The following is an 18,568-nucleotide window of genomic DNA, read 5'->3' on the forward strand; positions in this document are numbered from 1 at the left end:
AGGCCTACAGGTCTCCGACGATGAGTTTCAAGCGCTCAATATCAAACCCGGTAAGTTTCATGGCGATTGGAACTATACGCTTCTTCCTCGCTCTTAATCGGTAACTTAATTCTTGCCCATGCCTTAGCCGATGAACGACGACACAACGTTCGGTGGGCAGTTCTTTTTTACGACGTTTGCCTTTCCTGGCAACAGGTTCGATCGGGTCTGCTGCAAGTAATTGTGCAAGCATGTGACTCCGATAGACATCGACAACTACCTGGTCAGATTTTGCTATGGTCTCGGCCAAAGAGCTATCTAACGGGAGATATCGGCGGACCCGAGAGCGTGCCTCTCCTACTGTTGGCGTTTTCTCTCCCCAGGATTTGTCAATCTGCCAGACACGTTCTTGTTGATACGTAACTCTATACGTTTTCCCTTGATAGAACGTTTCGCTGATGCTTGGCCGTTCAGGTTGACCGCGCAGAACTTCCCACGCAGTTCGCGCAAGCCCTAATCCGCCAGAACGAAACTTCCCCGAGGTGGTTTCCTCTATCGCAAGCGCAGCAACCGTGAGGAAGTCGATACTGGCATTTTCATCTTCTTCCGCCGCGGGTCTGGGTTGTGGTGGAGGTGCAGAGAAACCGAGAAACGAAAGGAACGATGGTTGTCTGACTACGTGCACGCCGATGATGAGGAGAAGCAGGAAAATCAACCCTAAAAGCAACACCCGTGCTCTCCTATGGTCAGAGAGCGACGGCGAATTTGGCTTTTGTGGTGTGCGTTTTTCACCGTGGACCTGTATCCCGGGGGCAATCCGCTCCTACCATAGCATAAGAAATGAAATTAAAGAGCAGCGCAGATTGTCAATGCGGTCTTGCATAGTCGCTTGCAGCGGTCTATGTCGGCTCTGACGAACCGACAAATCGCCGTGGAATGTCAACTTCACAAAAAGGAGAGGCTGCAATGAAACCACGTCCAGGTGATGAATACACGCATATCAGTTCTGTTGAATGGCAACCGTTTCCAGGGGAATTTTCGACCGGAGGGATTCGGTGGAAGTTATTACATGTGTCGCCAGAAGTTGGTGCGTGGACGGCAATCTATGACTGTCCAAAGGGATCCTCATTTGCAAGCCACATTCACATTGGCCCAGGTGAATACTTGTTGACCAAAGGAAAAATGGAAGTACGCGGTGGCGGCGAAAAAGGTGGAGCGACTGCGCATGCGGTTGGCTATGGGTACGAGGCTTGTAATGCACGCCATGATCGCACCCATTTCCCGGAGGATAGCGAGTTCTATATGACGTTTCTGGGGCCGTTGCAATTTATCGATAAGGAAGGAAATACGCTGGCTGTCGTGGGGTGGGAACAAGCGCAAGCGTTATGGGCGCAGCAAACAGGACAAAAATAACGCATGAGTATTGCTTATATCACTCTCCGCGCCCATGGGTAGATTGCTACCGAAGACAAGGGGCGTTAAGCCCTTTGCCTCTGGTAAGGGAACAGTCGCAGCGAAGTACACAAAAGATTTAGAGAATCTACCCAGAAGAAGTGATGCGCTTTTTACGAGGGGCCATTGCATAATTTTTCGCCTCCTCTATATTTCCGCCCGGCAGGGATCTTGGGGGTTTTCACAGTTATGATTTTTCTTCTGTCGCAATTTTTAGCACCGCTAATAAAAGAGCGACGTGTCTCATCGATTGGATAGAAGAAAGAAAAGACAAGTTGCTGATTTCACATAGAAAACATTTCTCTGTCATTTGGGAACGGCGTAAACAGCGAAATGGAAGATTTGTGAATCAGTGTGTGAGAAGCGAAAGTTGCTCTAGAACTAAATAACCGTTCGTGTAGTTTTGCTTCTAGTCAGTCCGCAATCGCAGCAAATGCTTTTCTCATAAAGTAGAGGGAGTTGGAGAAGGCGCTTCGATGGCTCAAATTTTTCCTCAAAAGACAAACATCTTATCTAAGGTCAGTATAGTTGTTGGTGGCCTCCTTGCCGCAGGAGGGTTAGCGTTGGTCATGGGGTTGGCTCGGTCACCCTATGTCAACATGGTCGGGGTCTCTCGCGAACAACCTGTCCCCTTCAGCCATAAACATCATGTCAACGGACTCGGGATAGATTGCCGTTATTGTCACACTTCAGTTGAAGATACGGCTTTCGGTGGTATCCCTGCAGTTAAGACCTGTATGACATGTCATTCGCAGATCTGGACTGAAGCGCCAATACTTGAACCGATCCGCGCCAGTTATAGGACAGATAAAGCGATCGAATGGCTCCGCGTCCACGACTTACCCGATTTTGTCTACTTCAATCACAGCATTCACGTCCGCAAGGGAGTAGGTTGTGAAACCTGCCATGGCCGCGTCGATCAGATGCCGCTGATGATGAAGGTGAATTCGCTGGATATGGAGTGGTGCATTCAATGTCACAAGCAGCCTGAGAAGTTTATCCGCCCACGTGAAGCCGTTTTCCAGATGGGATGGAAGCCAGAAGGTGACCAGCTTGCGCTGGGAGAAAAACTGATTGGCGACCATCATATCGATAAAGCCAAAATGCTTAACTGTTCGATTTGCCACCGATGACGACAACACACCCGCAAAAAACTCCACTCGACTTGGCTGCGATTCGTAACCGCCTCTCTGAGAATCGTGGGCCACAGTACTGGCGAAGTCTTGAGGAACTCGCCAATACTGACGAATTTCAGGAACTCCTCCATAAGGAATTCCCGCGACATGCGCCTTGGCTAGATACGCTCAGCCGTCGAAATTTTCTCCAGTTTATGGGCGCGTCGTTGGCACTGGCCGGGCTTAGTGCCTGTACGCGGCAACCAGACGAGACAATCGTCCCTTACTCTAAGCCGCCTGAAAACGTCATTCCTGGGCATCCCCAGTACTTTGCTACAGCCGTACTGCTGAACGGTGTGGCAACTGGTGTGCTCGTCGAAAGCCACACCGGTCGGCCGACAAAGATCGAAGGGAATCCCCTACATCCTGGAAGCCTCGGCAGCACGGACGCTTTTACGCAAGCGGCGGTACTTGATCTTTACGACCCTGATCGCAGTCAGGTTGTTACCAATGCACGCCGTATTAGCTCGTGGGACGTATTCACTGCTGCGGTTCAATCTCCGCTTGATAGTCAAAAAGCGCAAGGTGGAGCCGGGCTCTGCATATTGACGGAAACGGTTACCTCTCCAACGCTTGCTTCTCAACTACAGGCATTGCTGAAAGAGTATCCGCAGGCTCGCTGGCATCAATATGAACCTGCAGGTCGAGATGCTGTACGTGCTGGTGCACGTCTTGCCTTTGGTGAAGATGTCGACCCAGTCTACCATGTTGATAAAGCGAATGTGATTCTCTCGTTGGATGCTGACCTCCTCTTCTCGCTGCCAGGCAATGTCCGCTATGCACGCGATTTTGCTGCCAAGCGCAGAGTGGAGGATCATAATGTCAACACGATGAACCGCCTGTATGTGGCGGAAAGTTCTCCTAACTTGACTGGTGGGATGGCCGACCACCGTGTGTCGTTACGGGCCAGTGAAGTAGAGGCATTTGCTCGTGCGGTTGCAGCTGAACTCGGGGTTGCCAATGTTCAGTCTGGTCAATGGGCAGACGCTGAGAAGTACAAGAAATGGATCGCAGCTCTCGTCAGTGATTTGCAACAGCAGAAGGGCGCGAGTCTGGTTGTGGCTGGCGATTATCAGCCACCAGTCGTTCATGCTCTTGCGTATGCGATGAACGATGCGTTGGGTAATGTTGGAAAAACGGTGACCTATACTGGTCCACTGCAAAGTGAAGCAGCCGAATCGATGGCCTCTCTGCGTGAGCTGGCTGCGGACATGGAAGCTGGGAAAGTCGAAGTGCTTATCATTCTCGGCGGTAACCCGGTCTACTCCGCTCCGGCTGACGTACGCTTTGCTGAACTTCTCGATAAAGTTACTCTTCGCGTACACTGTAGCTTACATGCAGATGAGACGGCTGAGCGCTGTCATTGGCATATTCCTGAGGCGCATTCGCTCGAAGCTTGGAGCGACGCCCGTGCGTACGACGGTACGGTATCAATCGTTCAACCTTTGATTGCTCCGTTATACGGTGGAAAATCGTTCCATGAAGTTGTGGCGGCGTTGCTTGGCCAGCCGGGTGCGTCTGGTTACGAAATTGTACGCAACTACTGGAAAACGCAAAAAACAGAAGGTGATTTTGAACATTTCTGGCGCCATGCTCTCCATGACGGAGTTGTGGCAGACAGCGCACTCCCTGCAAAATCAGTATCGCTGAAGACCATTGACTGGTCATCCTCTAGCCATGCAAACGGAGCTGGAACTTCAGAAATTATCTTTCGTCCAGACCCGACTGTATGGGATGGGCGGTTTAGCAATAACGGTTGGTTACAAGAGTTGCCCAAGCCGTTGACCAAACTGACATGGGACAATGCGGCTATTATCAGCCCAGCAATGGCGCAACGCTTGCAGCTATCTGATAATCAAGTTGTCACACTCAGTTATGCTGAACGAACGGTTGAAGCGCCAATCTTGGTCAGACCTGGATACCCAGATGGGACGGTGACGGTCCACCTCGGGTATGGACGTACATACGCTGGTCGGGTGGGTGGAGGTATTGGTTTTAATGCCAATGCGTTACGCACCTCCGATGCGCCCTGGGTGGGGACTGGTGTCGAAATCACGAAAACCACCAAGACCTATCAACTTGTGGCCACACAAGAACATTACCTCATGGAGGGGCGTAATCTCGTTCGGGCTGGCACAATCGGTGAATATCATCACGAACCCAACTTCGTGAAAGAGATGGGCGAAGATCCTGCCCCGGACATGACGCTTTATCCACCGGTCCCATATGATGGGCGTAAATGGGGAATGACGATTGATTTGAGTTCCTGCATCGGCTGCAATGCCTGCACTATCGCCTGTCAAGCTGAAAACAACATCCCCGTGATCGGCAAGAAGCAAGTCGGCATCGGTCGCGAAATGCACTGGATTCGCGTTGATCGTTATTACACCGGGGATGAAAACAACCCTGATACCGTGCATCAACCCGTGCCTTGTATGCAGTGCGAGAATGCTCCGTGTGAGCCTGTCTGCCCAGTCGGGGCGACGGTGCACAGTTCGGAGGGGTTGAACGACATGGTGTATAATCGGTGTGTGGGCACTCGATATTGTTCAAACAACTGCCCATACAAAGTCCGTCGTTTCAACTTCTTCCTCTATCAAGATTGGGATACGCCATCGATCAAGATGCAACGGAACCCGAATGTGAGTGTCCGCAGCCGTGGCGTGATGGAAAAGTGCACGTATTGTGTGCAACGTATCAACGCCGCGCGAATTACGGCTGAAAAAGAAGATCGTCAGGTGCGTGATGGAGAAGTGGTCACTGCATGCCAAGCTGCATGTCCAGCCGAGGCAATAACTTTTGGTGACCTTAACGACCCCAATAGTCGTATCGCAAAGGCGAAGGCGTCGCCATTAAACTATGGACTCCTGACTGACTTAAATACCCGTCCGCGCACAACGTATTTAGCGCGACTCAAGAACCCAAATCCGGAGATTGAGAATGGCTAGTGTGGCTCGCCCCGCTCCGCAACCGATTGGAGAGAATCAGGTCCCTCCGATTATGGGACCGACGCTCACGTATCGGTCGATTACGGAAAAACTCAGCGATATCATCCTGTCCGGACATATTCCGACGAGTTGGTTTGTTGCCCTCGCCATCGCCCTGATGGGAGTCGGTTCACTTACCATCTCGGCTGTCGTGCTTCTCGTGGTTGGTACCGGAATTTGGGGAATCACAATCCCTATCGGCTGGGGGTTTGCGATTATCAACTTTGTCTGGTGGATCGGAATCGGTCACGCTGGAACACTCATCTCGGCTGTTCTCCATCTTCTTGGTCAGCAATGGCGAACATCGATCAACAGATTCGCTGAGGCCATGACCCTGGTTGCCGTGCTGTGTGCTGGTATGTTTCCGCTGCTTCACACTGGTCGGCCCTGGTTAGCGGCTTATTGGTTGTTCCCCTATCCGAACACGATGAATGTGTGGCCACAATTCCGTAGCCCACTGATCTGGGACGTGTTTGCGGTGAGCACGTACCTGACTGTTTCCTTACTTTTCTGGTACGTCGGTCTGGTTCCTGACCTTGCAGCAATGCGCGACCGCGCTAAGACGAAAGTTGGACAGACCATTTATGGGATGCTGGCAATGGGATGGCGCGGATCTGCTTTACACTGGCAGCGCTACGAAATTGCTTACTTGCTGCTTGCTGGACTTTCGACTCCTCTGGTTGTGTCGGTCCACTCGATCGTGAGTTTCGACTTCGCGGTGTCAGTCATTCCTGGCTGGCATACAACGATTTTTCCTCCCTACTTCGTCGCTGGTGCTGTGTACGCCGGGTTCGCAATGGTGTTCACCTTAGGCATTCCGTTGCGTTCTGTGTATAAGCTGGAAGATTTCATTACCCTACGCCATCTGGACAATATGGCGAAAGTTATGTTGGCAACCGGCCTTTTCGTCTCTTACGGTTATGCGATGGAAGCATTCATCAGCTTGGTGTATGCAGCCAACCCGCATGAATACGCGATGATGATGAACCGTATGTTCGGCCCATATGGCTGGTCTTATTGGATGCTGGTTCTGACCAACATCGTCATTCCTCAGTTATTGTGGTTCCGTAAGGTGCGCCATAATGTATGGCTGCTCTTCTTGGTCTCCATGTCGATCAACGTCGGTATGTGGCTTGAACGGTTTGTGATCGTCGTTACCAGCTTGCATCGAGACTTCCTCCCTTCATCTTGGGGTATGTATTATCCCACGATATGGGACTTTGGTATCTTTATTGGCACCATGGGATTTTTCCTCATGATGATGCTCTTGTTTGTTCGCGCCTTGCCAGCGATTTCTATCGCGGAAATGCGCTTGTTGTTGTTCGAGCGCAAGCATCATGGCAAGCAGCACGGAAAAGCACACACAGAGGAGGCAGCGGTATGAGTTCTGCACACGCAGAGAAAAAGCCCTCACTCTATGGGCTGATGGCTGAATTCGAGTCAGCAGAAGAGCTTAAGGCTGCCGCCCACAAGGCCAAAGACGCTGGCTATACGAAAATGGATGGTTATTCGCCATTCCCAATTGAAGAACTTGATGTGGCGCTTGGATTCAAACCATCATGGCTCCCAGCTTTTGTACTTATTGGTGGATTGACTGGAATTGCCGCGGGGTATGGTCTGCAATACTGGGTTTCAGTGATTGATTATCCGCTTATGGTCGGTGGTAAGCCCTACCATAGCTGGCCGGCGTTCGTTCCAGTGACATACGAACTGATGATCTTATTCGCCTCGTTTGCAGCGGTGCTCTCTATGTTCGCTCTCAACGGGTTACCGATGCCGTATCATCCGGTCTTTAATGTCGATCGGTTTAATATGGCGTCAAACGATCGCTTCTTCCTGTGTATCGAAGCGGCTGATCCACAATTTGATATCGATAAAACAAAAAGTTTCCTTGAGCAGTGTCATCCAACGTATATTTCAGAAGTCGAACCATAGCACTATGGCATCACGTATCATACACAAGACCGGACTCTTCGGGCTGGTGCTGAGCAGTTTCCTCATTGCTACGGGCTGTCGGCAAGACATGCACGACCAGCCACGATTTGAACCTCTCGAAGCGAACAACTTTTTTTCTGATGGGCGTGCAGCTCGACCCCTCGTCACCGGAGTTGTTGCCCGGGGGACGTTGCAAGAAGATGCGCACTTATTCACTGGTCGCGTGAATGACGAGTTTGTCACCACATTTCCATTCACGATTACACAAGATGTTATCGTGCGTGGCCAGGAGCGTTACAACATCTTCTGCTCTCCGTGTCACGGTGCATTGGGAGATGGTGAAGGGGCGATTGTTCAGCGCGGGTTGAAGCATCCGCCATCCTATCATATCGATCGCTTGCGAGAGGCTCCGGTTGGTTATTATTTCAATGTTATCACCAACGGTTTTGGCGCGATGTTTGACTATGCAGATCGTGTTTCGGTTCGTGATCGTTGGGCGATCATTGCGTACATTCGTGCATTACAACTGAGCCAGAACGCAAAAATTGACGATGTCCCAGCAGAAGCTCGACAGCAACTAGACGGAACGCACTAATGAACATTTCTGAAACCTTACGAGCAAAAATTGCTCGCCATCAGAAGCTCGCTACGGGTGTTGCGGTCGCCGGCGCACTCGCCTGTATTGTTGCGGCGATGACCAACCCAACCGTCTTCTATCGAGGCTATCTCCTCGGATTTATGTACTGGATGAATATCACGCTCGGCTGTCTTGGCCTCGTGATGCTTCATAACCTGGTTGGTGGCGATTGGGGCCACGCCAGTCGGCGGTTCCTTGAAGCTGGAATGCGCACCCTGCCGTTAATGGCACTACTCTTTATTCTATTGATTCCGGGAATCCCGTATCTGTATGAGTGGGCGACTGAACACGCAGCTCATGATCACATCCTTCAGCAGAAAGCCTTCTATCTTAATACTCAGGCATTTCTTCTGCGAGCTGTACTGTACTTTGGTTTCTGGTTCCTGTGGATGTGGATGCTTCACAAACGGTCACAAGAGTTCGAGAAGACACCTAACCTCGATATTGTGAAGAAGGCGGAGAATATCAGTGGACCAGGAGCAGTCCTGTTCTTCTTGATCACCACTGGCGCCTCCTATGATTGGGTGATGTCCATCGAACCTCATTGGTACTCTAGCATCTACGGTGCGTTCTTTGTCGTGTGTCAAGGGTTAGTGACCTTGGCTTTCGCCATTGTCATGACGAAATGGTTTTCCAATTACGAACCGTTCGACGAACTAACTGTGCCGAAGCGTTTTCATGACCTAGGCAAATTGATGCACGGTTTCATTGTTCTCTGGACGTATGCGGCGTTCTCTCAATTCTTGATCATTTGGTCAGCAAACTTACCCGAAGAAATTCCCTGGTATCTGCATCGCATCCGGAATGGGTGGCAAGTTGTTGCTCTTGGCCTCATGATCTTCCATTTCTTCGTGCCGTTTTTCATTCTTCTGTCACAGAAGCTGAAACGTAAAAAGAATCTTCTGGTAAAAGTTGCCGTATACATGCTGTTCATGCGTTTCGTCGATCTCTACTGGCAAATTATTCCGGCTTTTCCCAACGATGGAGAGATCCATTCACTGCATCTCCACTTGTCCTATCTTATCCCTGTCATTGCTATCGGCGGTGCGTGGTTAGCAGCGTTCTTCTGGCTCTTGCAATCGCGATCGCTTCTACCGCTCCCAGACAACTCGTATGAAGCGGTTACTGGCGAGTTAGAACACGCCTAAAGGTTATTGTCTATGGAATCGCACACAGCGAAACATAATTCATCAGAACATCCCCCTACTGGTCTCTTGCACGAGATCAGCACGGTACAAGTAAAGCCAGTGCTTCTTTTTGCAGTTATCCTCGCGGTGACCGCTATAGCAACGTTTGCGACTGTCAAGATTTTGCTCGACTACATGAACTTTAATTTTACTCGCACCGACGCCCCATTGTCCCCATTGGCTAGCCCTGAACAAATTCCTCCAACACCGCATCTTCAGGTTTCATCAGGACAAGACCTAAAAGAGCTGCACGCTCGTGAGCAAGGTGTTCTCACGCAGTATCGTTGGGTAAACAAAGACACTGGTGTTGTTGGTATTCCTATCGATCGAGCAATCGAGCTATTATCACAACGGGGCTTGCCAGCACGGGAAGAAGCAAAATCGGCGCAGTAAATAAGGTCATGGAAAAGCACTACGCACCCTGTCCAAGCAGAAGAGGCCCATCGTACTGTGGGATCGCAGTGCGATCTCATTACCTATGGTCTATTTTCCTCGCTATATGCGTTTCGTTGTCCTCTCTTACTACTCCTGTCCGTGCTCAGCTCGCTGCTTACAACCAAGACGCTACATACGGCAAGCCAGCTTCAGAAAATCCGTTTGCCAATATCGGACTTGATCAACGCTTAAACACACAAATTCCTTTGAATTTGCAATTTCGGGATCAAAATGGAAAAGCGGTGCAACTGGAAGAATACTTTGGCGAAAAGCCGGTCATCCTTTCCTTTGCTTATTACGATTGCCCCATGCTGTGCACCCTCGTTATTAATGGCCTCATTCGCACTCTACGCACGATGTCACTTTCTGCGGGTACTGATTTCAACATCGTGACTATCAGTATCAATCATAGAGATACAACAGCAGCGGCTGCGTTAAAAAGACAAACCTCCTTACAAAGTTACAGCCGCAAAGGGGCGGAAAACGGCTGGAGTTTCCTCACAGGTGATGAAGCCACGATACAGCAGATAACCCAGGCTGTGGGTTTCCGCTATGCTTACGATGAGCAATCCAAACAGTATCAACATCCCAGTGGCATAATGGTGTTGACGCCAGACGGAAAGTTGTCCCGTTATTTCTATGGGGTTGAGTATGCCCCTCGCGATGTACGTTTGGGACTCGTTGAAGCTTCCGCCGGAAAGATCGGCTCTCCGGTGGATCAAGTGCTACTGCTTTGTTTTCACTATGATCCGACTACCGGAAAGTATGGTCTCGTCATTACAAGAGCATTACAGCTTAGTGGCCTCATGACTGTGCTCGTACTTGGGTCATTTATGCTGATTTCGTTGCGTCGTGACCGCCGAGAACCGTTAACCAGCGATAACGCAAAGCCGTTGATGCCGAAAAAAAGTAACGTGTAAATTGCGTGATACCGGACGACCATGATAGGAAAATTCGCTTTTTGGCCTGATCTCGCATCCTCCTTCGCCTGGAAGGTTGATGCCATTTATATCTTGATCATCTTAGTGACCGTATTGGTGTCACTGGGAGTGTATGCCGCCATTGTTTCGTTTGTCATTAAGTACAAACGGAAATCCGAAGACGAAATTCCAGAACAGATTGAAGGTAATCTGCCGCTGGAAATTCTCTGGTCAGTGATTCCACTTGGTTTGGTGCTGGCGATGTTTGGCTGGGGAGCCGTGCTGTTTTTCGAGCTGTCCACTCCACCGGCAGAAGCGATCAACTTCTCCGTTGTTGGTAAACAATGGATGTGGAAGGTGCAACATCCATCAGGCAAGCGGGAAATCAATGAGCTGCATGTTCCCATTGGCCAGCCGATCAGGCTGACCATCACGTCCGAGGATGTATTGCATAGCTTCTACATTCCAGCGTTTCGTGCCAAGATGGATGCCGTACCAGGACGATATACCACAAGTTGGTTTGAGCCGAGCAAAGCTGGTGAATACCATATTTTCTGCGCGGAATATTGTGGCACCAAGCACTCGATGATGATTGGTCGTGTCGTAGTGATGGAGCCCGCACAATACGAGCAGTGGCTCAAAACCGGTGGAGCGACCGCGGTCAATACTGGAGAAACGCCGGAGATGGCTGGAGCGCGTCTGTTCCAAGAGCAGCGTTGTATGACCTGCCATCAGACCAATGGTATTATGGCTCCGGTATTACAAGGACTCTATGGAAAAGAGATTGAGCTGCAAGGTGGACAAAAAGTCCTCTTTGATGAAGCCTATATCCGTGAATCGATTTTGAATCCTACGGCGAAAATCACCGCTGGGTATCAACCTGTGATGCCAACCTTCCAAGGGCAAGTAACTGAAGATGCCATCATGCAGTTGATCGCCTATATTAAGTCTTTGGCTGGAGCGCCAGGGGCGCATGCGGCGACTTCGCCTCCTACTGAAACCAAACCGGTTGAGCCGCAAGCAACAGAAGGACAGGCGGCAAGCCCATCAACTGAAACGCCTGCTGTAGTTACTCCGCCAGCGGATGACGCACAGCCAAATGCCGGAACTGATACTCCGGCGGCACAACCGGACGAACCGCAAGCGGATGGAACTGACTCTTCGAAAGAAGAGACAATGTAAGCAGAGACCAAGGGTGAATTATGAGCGCAGTCGCAGTTCCTAAACATGAAGAAGCGCCAGTCTTAGAGATACCGAGTCGTACGTATCTTAACGACGGCTATAGCATCAAGTCGTGGCTGCTCACGCTGGATCATAAGCGCATTGCGATCTTGTACGCAGTGGCGATCGCGATTTTCTTCCTCATGGGGGCAAGCTTTGCGCTGATGATCCGTTTGGAGTTGCTGACTCCTGGTGGTGATCTGATGGAGGCCGAGACCTACAACAAAATGTTCACCATGCACGGTCTCATCATGATCTTCTTTGTGCTGATTCCGTCGATCCCTGCTATCTTAGGAAACTTTCTCATCCCGCTCATGATCGGTGCTCGGGACGTGGCATTTCCACGTCTGAACCTCATGAGTTGGTATATTTTCATGATCGGTGGGACGTTCGTGTTGACCGCTGCGCTCTTTGGTGGCGTGGACACTGGGTGGACGTTCTACACGCCGTACAGCTCTGTGTATGCCAACAGCAATGTGATTCTCACTGCTGGGGGCGCGTTCATTACCGGCTTCTCCTCGATTCTTACTGGGTTGAACTTCATTGTCACGATTCACACCATGCGCGCTCCAGGGATGACCTGGTTTCGCTTGCCTTTGTTCATCTGGGCTCACTACGCAACCAGCTTGATTCAGGTGCTTGCAACCCCGGTCATTGCCATCACCCTTCTTCTGCTCATCCTTGAGCGTGGGTTAGGATTAGGCATTTTCAATCCGAATCTTGGTGGTGACCCGATCTTGTTCCAGCACTTGTTTTGGTTCTATTCACATCCTGCGGTGTACATCATGATCCTCCCAGGTATGGGAGTAATCAGTGAAATGATCGCTTGTGTCGCTCGACGCCGCATCTTTGGCTATTCTTTCGTTGCTTTCTCAAGCCTCGGCATTGCCATCATTGGCTTCTTTGTTTGGGGCCATCACATGTACGTGAGTGGTCAGTCGGTGTATGCCGGGATGGTCTTCTCGCTCATTACCATGCTGGTCGCGATCCCATCGGCCATCAAAACCTTCAACTGGACCGCGACATTGTACAAAGGCTCGATCTCGTATGAATCGCCAATGTACTTCACTGTCGGTTTCCTGGGGTTATTCGTAATTGGTGGAGTGACAGGGTTATTCTTGGCCACGATGGGTCTTGATATCCACATGCATGACACCTACTTCGTGGTTGCGCATTTCCATTACATCATGGTTGGCGGCGAGATCATGGCGTTCATGGGCGGATTGCACTTCTGGTGGCCAAAGATCACCGGACGGTGTTATCCCGAATTCTGGGGAAAGATTTCGGCGACCTTGATCTTTCTCGGATTTAATTTGACCTTCTTCCCGCAGTTCATTGTTGGCTACATTGGCATGCCGCGACGATACCACACCTATCCACCAGAAATGCAGATCTTCAATGTCATGTCGACTGGTGGCGCGTTTGTTCTTGGTATTGGCTATCTGCTCCCCTTTATTTACTTCCTGTGGTCGCTCAAGTATGGCAAAGTGGCTGGCCCAAACCCATGGCGGGCAAAGGGACTAGAGTGGGAAAATACCACCTCTCCACCGCCGACCGAAAACTTTGCCAGCACACCAATTGTGACTGAAGAAGCATACGAATACACTCATCTCCCGGAGGCACACGTTGTCCGAGCAAGCACACACTAGCGCGGCGCATCACGATCCCTTTGTCGCCCATCAATTTAATGATCGGGCGCAACAAGCCGAAGCAATTTCGCTGGGGATGTGGGCATTCCTGGTCCAAGAAATTCTTTTCTTTGGCGGGCTATTTACTGGCTACACTGTCTATCGCTCCTATTACCCTGACTCCTTTATTGCCGGGAGCCACCATCTCGATATTTTTTGGGGTGGCCTGAATACGGTCGTGCTGATCGGTAGTAGCTTAACGATGGCAATGGCGGTATGGGCAGCGCAGAATAGTAAAAAAAGCCAACTGGTTCTTTTCCTTATCCTCACTCTTGTTCTCGGCTCAATCTTCCTTGGCGTGAAAGTCATTGAATACACCGACAAATTTACCCACCACCTTATTCCAGGGTGGGATTTTGCATGGGCGGAACCGCATGGTCACCCCAAGCATGTACAGATTTTCTACAGCTTCTATTTTGCCATGACGGGAATGCACGCGCTGCATATGATTATTGGTGCCGGGATCATTATTCCGCTCATTATCATGGCAATGCGCGGAAAGTTTCACAAAGATTATTATGCACCCATTGAGGTGTTCGGCTTATACTGGCACTTTGTTGATATCGTGTGGATCTTCCTTTTCCCATTACTTTATTTGATTGGTCGACACTAATGGAACACGTACACGTTAATCATGCCCATCCAACTCCTAAGTTATATGTGATCATTTTTGCAGCACTGATGGTGTTTACCTTGCTGACCGTTGCTGCCGCTTTTCAGGACTTTGGTCGACTTAACAACGTCATTGCGTTGGCCATCGCGGGAGTAAAGACCGTTCTGGTTGTATTGTTCTTCATGCACGTGAAGTACGGCAGTCGGCTGACAAAGCTCTTTGCTGCAGCTGGATTCCTGTGGTTAGCCATCCTTATTGGCTTCACCCTTGGTGATACCGAGAGCCGTCGGGGAGCAAAGAACGCGCAGACGCCAACGGGATGGGCGCCACTGCCTGTTGATGCGAAAGAGCCTGGCGCTCCAGCTGTAAGCCACGGGGGAGCGCACCAGCAGACCGAAGGACAGCACTAAGTATGACTCAAAGCTGAATCGGCGAAACGGAGAATCGGCGAAACGGAGAACAGAATAGTGACGAGACTTCTTTCTCCGATTCTCCCTGTCTCCGGTTCTCCATTTCTTCTTCACGCCTTTGCCAGTCTCCCCCGTAGCGACTTTCCCCTTTACTCACCTGCTCATCTCTTATAATCTCCCGATGTTCCTGACACTGTGTGTGCAGGAAGCAACGACACCCCCAGAAAAAAGGAGTCTCCATGCATGGACACCCACGGCGAGGACAGCGCTGGTGGCAGCGTGTGGGTCTGAGCTTCGGTCTTGTAGTGAGCGTGTTGAGTAGTCACGCTTGGGCAATTTTCTTAGACAAAGAAGAAACTCTTCGCTTTAACGGGCGTGTCTATAATCGCGCGTCATATGCGACGCAACGTGCCGCCGACAATACGCGCCTACGTACTCCGTACAACGATTGGAACATGCTGCAAAGCCGCACCTTCGTACAGATGGAATTGCGGCATAACCTCACCGATTTGATCGCTGGACGGTATACCGGTCTCCTTGCGCCACTGCAGTATGGCTTGTTGCCGCTCCGTTTGCTTGCGCCGGACGATATGGATTACTTCGTGACGTACCGTGGCGAGTATGACGGGGTATGGGACTACGGACCAGATGTGTTCCGTAAACGTGAGGTGCGTACCTCGGCTGGAGATCGTCTTGGCACCCGTCAACGTCTCCGTCACCGTCACCGCTTGTTTGAAGCCTATATTGATTACACCAAAGGGCCACTGTTCATTCGTCTCGGGCGACAGAATCTGTCATGGGGTGAAACTGATGTCTTTCGTTTGATTGATCAGATCAATCCGCTTGATGCCAGCTTTGGCGGGTTTCTTGTCGCCCTGGATGAACGCCGTGTTCCACTCGATATGCTGCGCATGGTCTATGGCTTGGGCAGCCAGGGACCGTTTTCGGAAATTGATCTCGAAGGGTACGTTGCACTCGATGACCAAGTGGCTGAGGGCGTGCCGGCAGGATCACCGTGGGCGACGCCAAACCCAGCCGGTATTCGTGGTTTCGTCAAAAAGCCCGCCCGTAACTTTACTGATGCTCGTGGCGGAGGGCGGGTCATTGCCGTGCTTGGTGACTTCACTTTAAGTGTGGCTCATTATTACACCTATCTTGATGCACCAACGCTGCGAATTGTAACCCCGACAACCGCGCCACTCACCAAGGGTGAAACGCGAGCGACCGCAGATCCGATTAACCTTGGGGACTTTGAAACAGCAGTACGAGAAGGGCGGACTTCGCGTTTTCTGGTTGATCGGTTTCACGCTAACCAGTGGTTTCCCAAAATGCAGATTAGTGGCGCAACCATGAGCTTTAGTGTCCCACGGCTCTCCGCGGTTGTTCGCGGTGAATTTGCGTATTTCTATGCTGAACCCTTCTATCGTAATTCAGCACCAAACCAACTCCTCGGCCCGGCACTGACAGGGAGAATTACCCCTGGGTATCGACAGGTTGGGACTGATCCCGTCAGCGGGAAAGCGCTCTTACGCTACAAGAGTGACGTCGATCGTTCTGACGTGATTCGTTGGTCCCTTGGTATAGATATCAACCGGTACATTCGTTTTCTCAATCCTTCCCAATCGTTTGTCATTAGTGGTCAGGTTTTCGGCTCGAATATCCTATCGTTTAATGGCAAGCCGCTCACGAAGGCCGCTCCAAATTTCGGGTTTGCTCATTTTGCAGTTCCGGTACGCGACCCGCACCGGAGGAACCAGGCTTTTGTCAACCTTGACCCGTATCAAATTATCAACACGTTATCGGTCTCGACGTCCTATTACTCGGGGCTTGTCTCTCCGGCTCTCATCTTTCTTTATGATTGGCAAGGGGCGTGGCTGGTACAGCCAGGAGTCACCTTTGTCCGTGACCCATTCCGTTTGACCGTGCAATATAACTATCTGGATGGGCAGTTTAACGGTATCGGCTTTTTGCGCGATCGCGACAATCTGATTTTTCAGTTGGAGGTGGTCATCTGAGCTATCAGCAGTTAGCTATCAGCAATCAGCCGGAGAAGAAGGTCACAAAATAAAGGAAGCTGACCGCTGAGAGCTGACCGCTTCCGTAAGGGCGGTGGACACAGCCGCACTGGGGCGAGTATACTTTGCCCACTTTTTCATGAGGAGTACGTTATGGGTCTGCGCACACCAGAACAATATAAAGCAAGTCTCAAAGATGGTCGTGAGGTGTATTATCGCGGTGAATTAGTCACCGATGTGACGACACACCCGATCATCGGGACGGCTGTCGAACATGCCTGCATTGACTATCGCATGGCCGAGGACCCGCGTTATCGTGACTTGGCAATCTGCATTGATCCGCAAACCAAGGAGCCCTACTCGCGCTACTTCCACCTCCCGCGTAACGCCGATGATTTGCTGAAGCGCAGCCAACTCATTGCTGCCAGCACCCGTGAGGGAGCCACACTTGTTGTGCTGATCAAAGAGATCGGTACAGATGCGTTGTTCGCACTGCACATCGTTGCCGAAGAAATGGCCAAACGCGGCAAGCCCGAATACAAAGAGCGGGTCGAGAAGTATTACAAAATGTGTCGTGACCGTGACTACGGTGTCGCTGTGGCGCAGAGCGATGTCAAGGGTGACCGTAGCATGGGGCCGCAAGGACAAGAGCACCCAGACTATTACTTACGTGTCGTTGAAGAACGCAAAGATGGCATCGTCGTGCGTGGTGCGAAAGTCCACACCTCTGTGTTGACGAACACTGACGAAGTCATTGTCCTGCCAACACGGGCAATGAAACCCGAGGATAAAGCGTACTCCGTTGCGTTTGCTGTTCCTGCAGCGACCAAAGGGTTGAAGCTGCTGGCAAGTTCTTATGGTGGATTCAAAAAAGATCCATTCGAGTTTCCCATTAGTGCAAGCCACAAAATGATGGAAACCCTGACGGTGTTCGATGACGTGTTTGTACCGTGGGAGCGTGTCTTCATGAATGGTGAGACCGAGGCGGCGGGCTTCCTGGCGTTGACCTTCGTCAAATTCCATCGCTTCACTGCCGTGTCCTACAAACTGCCGTTGCTTGAATTATTTGCAGGCTCGGCGCGGGCGATTGCCGAATATAACGGGGTTGATGGTGCTGGACATATTCGCGAGAAGATGACCGAACTGGCCGCTTATCACGCGACCGTGCAAGGGCTCATCATCGCCGCTGCTCATCAACATGCGGTGGTCCCGCCGGGCATTGCCATTCCCAACGTGTTACTGACCAACGTGGCCAAATATCAATTCGCCTCGAACTATCACACTGCGGTGCAGATGGTGCAAGATATTGCTGGCGGGTTGTTGGTGACTGGCCCCAGCGTCGAAGACTGGCGCAGTGAAGCAACCGGACCGTATGTCAAGAAGTACCTCGGTGGTAAAAAAGGTATCCCGACCGAACATCGTCTACGAATGCTGAACCTGATTTCTGATCTCACCGCAGGTGACTTCGGCGGGTATCAGGAAGTGCTTGCGGTCCATGCCGAAGGGTCACTGGAAGCGGAAAAACTCCAGACCTTCCGTGAGTATGATTTCAACTCTGCGGCTGCGTATGCGCGCGAGTTAGCGGGAATCAAATAGGGGGAAACGAGTCAAGGGGTGAGAGTCGGTTACCCATCTGTCGAATATGAAGTGCCCTTCCTGTCATTCTGAGCGGAGCGAAGAATCTCTCTGAGAGACCCTTCGCTTCACTCAGGGTGACATATTCGTGCGTGCCAATCTTATTTCGATTGTATTGAAGTTTTCCTAAGGCGGTGGCAGGAAACAACTTACCGCAATAGTGATTGACCGGAGTGGAGAGCCTCTGCACAAGAGCAGGGATGAGAGACGAGACCATTGTGTGCTGGCTTCGGTCTAAGTATCGAAGTCTGGTCGAAGAGCTGGATGAACGCGGGCGAC

General features: G+C 50.9%; 16 protein-coding genes. 15 read left to right on the forward strand and 1 reads right to left on the reverse strand.

Features of this window, described 5'->3' with window-relative positions; genetic code table 11:
- Positions 1 to 4 precede the first annotated feature (4 nt).
- Positions 5 to 709, reverse strand: a complete 705-nt coding sequence (locus tag FJ147_19975) for a hypothetical protein (protein MBM4258158.1) — start codon at positions 707 to 709, stop codon at positions 5 to 7.
- A gap of 236 nt (positions 710 to 945) precedes the next feature.
- On the opposite strand from FJ147_19975, the gene FJ147_19980 reads away from it, so the two are divergent.
- The 15 genes from FJ147_19980 (at position 946) to FJ147_20050 (ending at position 18,250) form a co-directional block, all read left to right on the forward strand.
- Positions 946 to 1,392, forward strand: a complete 447-nt coding sequence (locus FJ147_19980) for an acetylacetone-cleaving protein (GenBank protein ID MBM4258159.1) — start codon at positions 946 to 948, stop codon at positions 1,390 to 1,392.
- A gap of 515 nt (positions 1,393 to 1,907) precedes the next feature.
- Positions 1,908 to 2,564 (forward strand): cytochrome c3 family protein, encoded by a 657-nt coding sequence (locus FJ147_19985; protein MBM4258160.1) that lies wholly within the window; start codon positions 1,908 to 1,910, stop codon positions 2,562 to 2,564.
- Positions 2,561 to 5,554, forward strand: coding sequence for a 4Fe-4S dicluster domain-containing protein (locus FJ147_19990; GenBank protein MBM4258161.1), 2,994 nt, complete (start codon positions 2,561 to 2,563; stop codon positions 5,552 to 5,554). The genes FJ147_19985 and FJ147_19990 overlap by 4 nt, the downstream gene beginning before the upstream one ends.
- Positions 5,547 to 6,977: a hydrogenase gene (locus FJ147_19995; protein ID MBM4258162.1), complete on the forward strand. Its 1,431-nt coding sequence runs from the start codon at positions 5,547 to 5,549 to the stop codon at positions 6,975 to 6,977. The genes FJ147_19990 and FJ147_19995 overlap by 8 nt, the downstream gene beginning before the upstream one ends.
- On the forward strand, positions 6,974 to 7,528 hold the full coding sequence (locus FJ147_20000; protein ID MBM4258163.1) for a DUF3341 domain-containing protein: 555 nt from the start codon (positions 6,974 to 6,976) through the stop codon (positions 7,526 to 7,528). The genes FJ147_19995 and FJ147_20000 overlap by 4 nt, the downstream gene beginning before the upstream one ends.
- Positions 7,529 to 7,532: 4 nt before the next feature.
- Entirely contained in the window at positions 7,533 to 8,123 is a 591-nt protein-coding gene (locus tag FJ147_20005) for a cytochrome c (protein MBM4258164.1), read from the forward strand.
- Positions 8,123 to 9,313, forward strand: coding sequence for a hypothetical protein (locus tag FJ147_20010; GenBank protein ID MBM4258165.1), 1,191 nt, complete (start codon positions 8,123 to 8,125; stop codon positions 9,311 to 9,313). Before FJ147_20005 ends, FJ147_20010 begins: the two co-directional genes overlap by 1 nt.
- Before the next feature lie 12 nt (positions 9,314 to 9,325).
- Entirely contained in the window at positions 9,326 to 9,745 is a 420-nt protein-coding gene (locus FJ147_20015; GenBank protein MBM4258166.1) for a hypothetical protein, read from the forward strand.
- An 8-nt stretch (positions 9,746 to 9,753) separates the two neighbouring features.
- Complete coding sequence (locus FJ147_20020; GenBank protein MBM4258167.1) at positions 9,754 to 10,707, forward strand: SCO family protein; 954 nt, start codon at positions 9,754 to 9,756, stop codon at positions 10,705 to 10,707.
- Positions 10,708 to 10,728: 21 nt separating this feature from the next.
- Positions 10,729 to 11,889, forward strand: a complete 1,161-nt coding sequence (gene coxB / locus FJ147_20025; protein MBM4258168.1) for a cytochrome c oxidase subunit II — start codon at positions 10,729 to 10,731, stop codon at positions 11,887 to 11,889.
- A gap of 20 nt (positions 11,890 to 11,909) precedes the next feature.
- Positions 11,910 to 13,577 (forward strand): cytochrome c oxidase subunit I, encoded by a 1,668-nt coding sequence (gene ctaD, locus FJ147_20030; protein MBM4258169.1) that lies wholly within the window; start codon positions 11,910 to 11,912, stop codon positions 13,575 to 13,577.
- Positions 13,578 to 13,653: 76 nt separating this feature from the next.
- Positions 13,654 to 14,229, forward strand: coding sequence for a cytochrome c oxidase subunit 3 family protein (locus tag FJ147_20035; protein ID MBM4258170.1), 576 nt, complete (start codon positions 13,654 to 13,656; stop codon positions 14,227 to 14,229).
- The gene (locus FJ147_20040; protein MBM4258171.1) at positions 14,229 to 14,639 is read left to right on the forward strand and encodes an oxidase; all 411 of its coding nucleotides are present in this window, start codon (positions 14,229 to 14,231) and stop codon (positions 14,637 to 14,639) included. The genes FJ147_20035 and FJ147_20040 overlap by 1 nt, the downstream gene beginning before the upstream one ends.
- 239 nt (positions 14,640 to 14,878) lie before the next feature.
- The gene (locus FJ147_20045; GenBank protein MBM4258172.1) at positions 14,879 to 16,654 is read left to right on the forward strand and encodes a DUF1302 domain-containing protein; all 1,776 of its coding nucleotides are present in this window, start codon (positions 14,879 to 14,881) and stop codon (positions 16,652 to 16,654) included.
- A 153-nt stretch (positions 16,655 to 16,807) separates the two neighbouring features.
- Positions 16,808 to 18,250, forward strand: coding sequence for a gamma-aminobutyrate dehydratase (locus FJ147_20050; protein MBM4258173.1), 1,443 nt, complete (start codon positions 16,808 to 16,810; stop codon positions 18,248 to 18,250).
- The last annotated feature ends 318 nt before the right edge of the window (positions 18,251 to 18,568 follow it).

Source organism: Deltaproteobacteria bacterium (genome assembly GCA_016874775.1).
Classification (GTDB): Bacteria; Desulfobacterota; Binatia; order Bin18; family Bin18; genus VGTJ01.

Coding starts and splice junctions, on each gene's coding strand:
- FJ147_19985 (MBM4258160.1), top strand. CDS start 1,908: ATGGCTCAAATTTTTCCTCAAAAGACAAACATCTTATCTAAGGTCAGT.
- FJ147_20040 (MBM4258171.1), top strand. CDS start 14,229: ATGGAACACGTACACGTTAATCATGCCCATCCAACTCCTAAGTTATAT.
- FJ147_19995 (MBM4258162.1), top strand. CDS start 5,547: ATGGCTAGTGTGGCTCGCCCCGCTCCGCAACCGATTGGAGAGAATCAG.
- coxB (MBM4258168.1), top strand. CDS start 10,729: ATGATAGGAAAATTCGCTTTTTGGCCTGATCTCGCATCCTCCTTCGCC.
- FJ147_20035 (MBM4258170.1), top strand. CDS start 13,654: ATGTGGGCATTCCTGGTCCAAGAAATTCTTTTCTTTGGCGGGCTATTT.
- FJ147_20000 (MBM4258163.1), top strand. CDS start 6,974: ATGAGTTCTGCACACGCAGAGAAAAAGCCCTCACTCTATGGGCTGATG.
- FJ147_20050 (MBM4258173.1), top strand. CDS start 16,808: ATGGGTCTGCGCACACCAGAACAATATAAAGCAAGTCTCAAAGATGGT.
- FJ147_19980 (MBM4258159.1), top strand. CDS start 946: ATGAAACCACGTCCAGGTGATGAATACACGCATATCAGTTCTGTTGAA.
- FJ147_20015 (MBM4258166.1), top strand. CDS start 9,326: ATGGAATCGCACACAGCGAAACATAATTCATCAGAACATCCCCCTACT.
- ctaD (MBM4258169.1), top strand. CDS start 11,910: ATGAGCGCAGTCGCAGTTCCTAAACATGAAGAAGCGCCAGTCTTAGAG.
- FJ147_20020 (MBM4258167.1), top strand. CDS start 9,754: ATGGAAAAGCACTACGCACCCTGTCCAAGCAGAAGAGGCCCATCGTAC.
- FJ147_20045 (MBM4258172.1), top strand. CDS start 14,879: ATGCATGGACACCCACGGCGAGGACAGCGCTGGTGGCAGCGTGTGGGT.
- FJ147_19990 (MBM4258161.1), top strand. CDS start 2,561: ATGACGACAACACACCCGCAAAAAACTCCACTCGACTTGGCTGCGATT.
- FJ147_20005 (MBM4258164.1), top strand. CDS start 7,533: ATGGCATCACGTATCATACACAAGACCGGACTCTTCGGGCTGGTGCTG.
- FJ147_20010 (MBM4258165.1), top strand. CDS start 8,123: ATGAACATTTCTGAAACCTTACGAGCAAAAATTGCTCGCCATCAGAAG.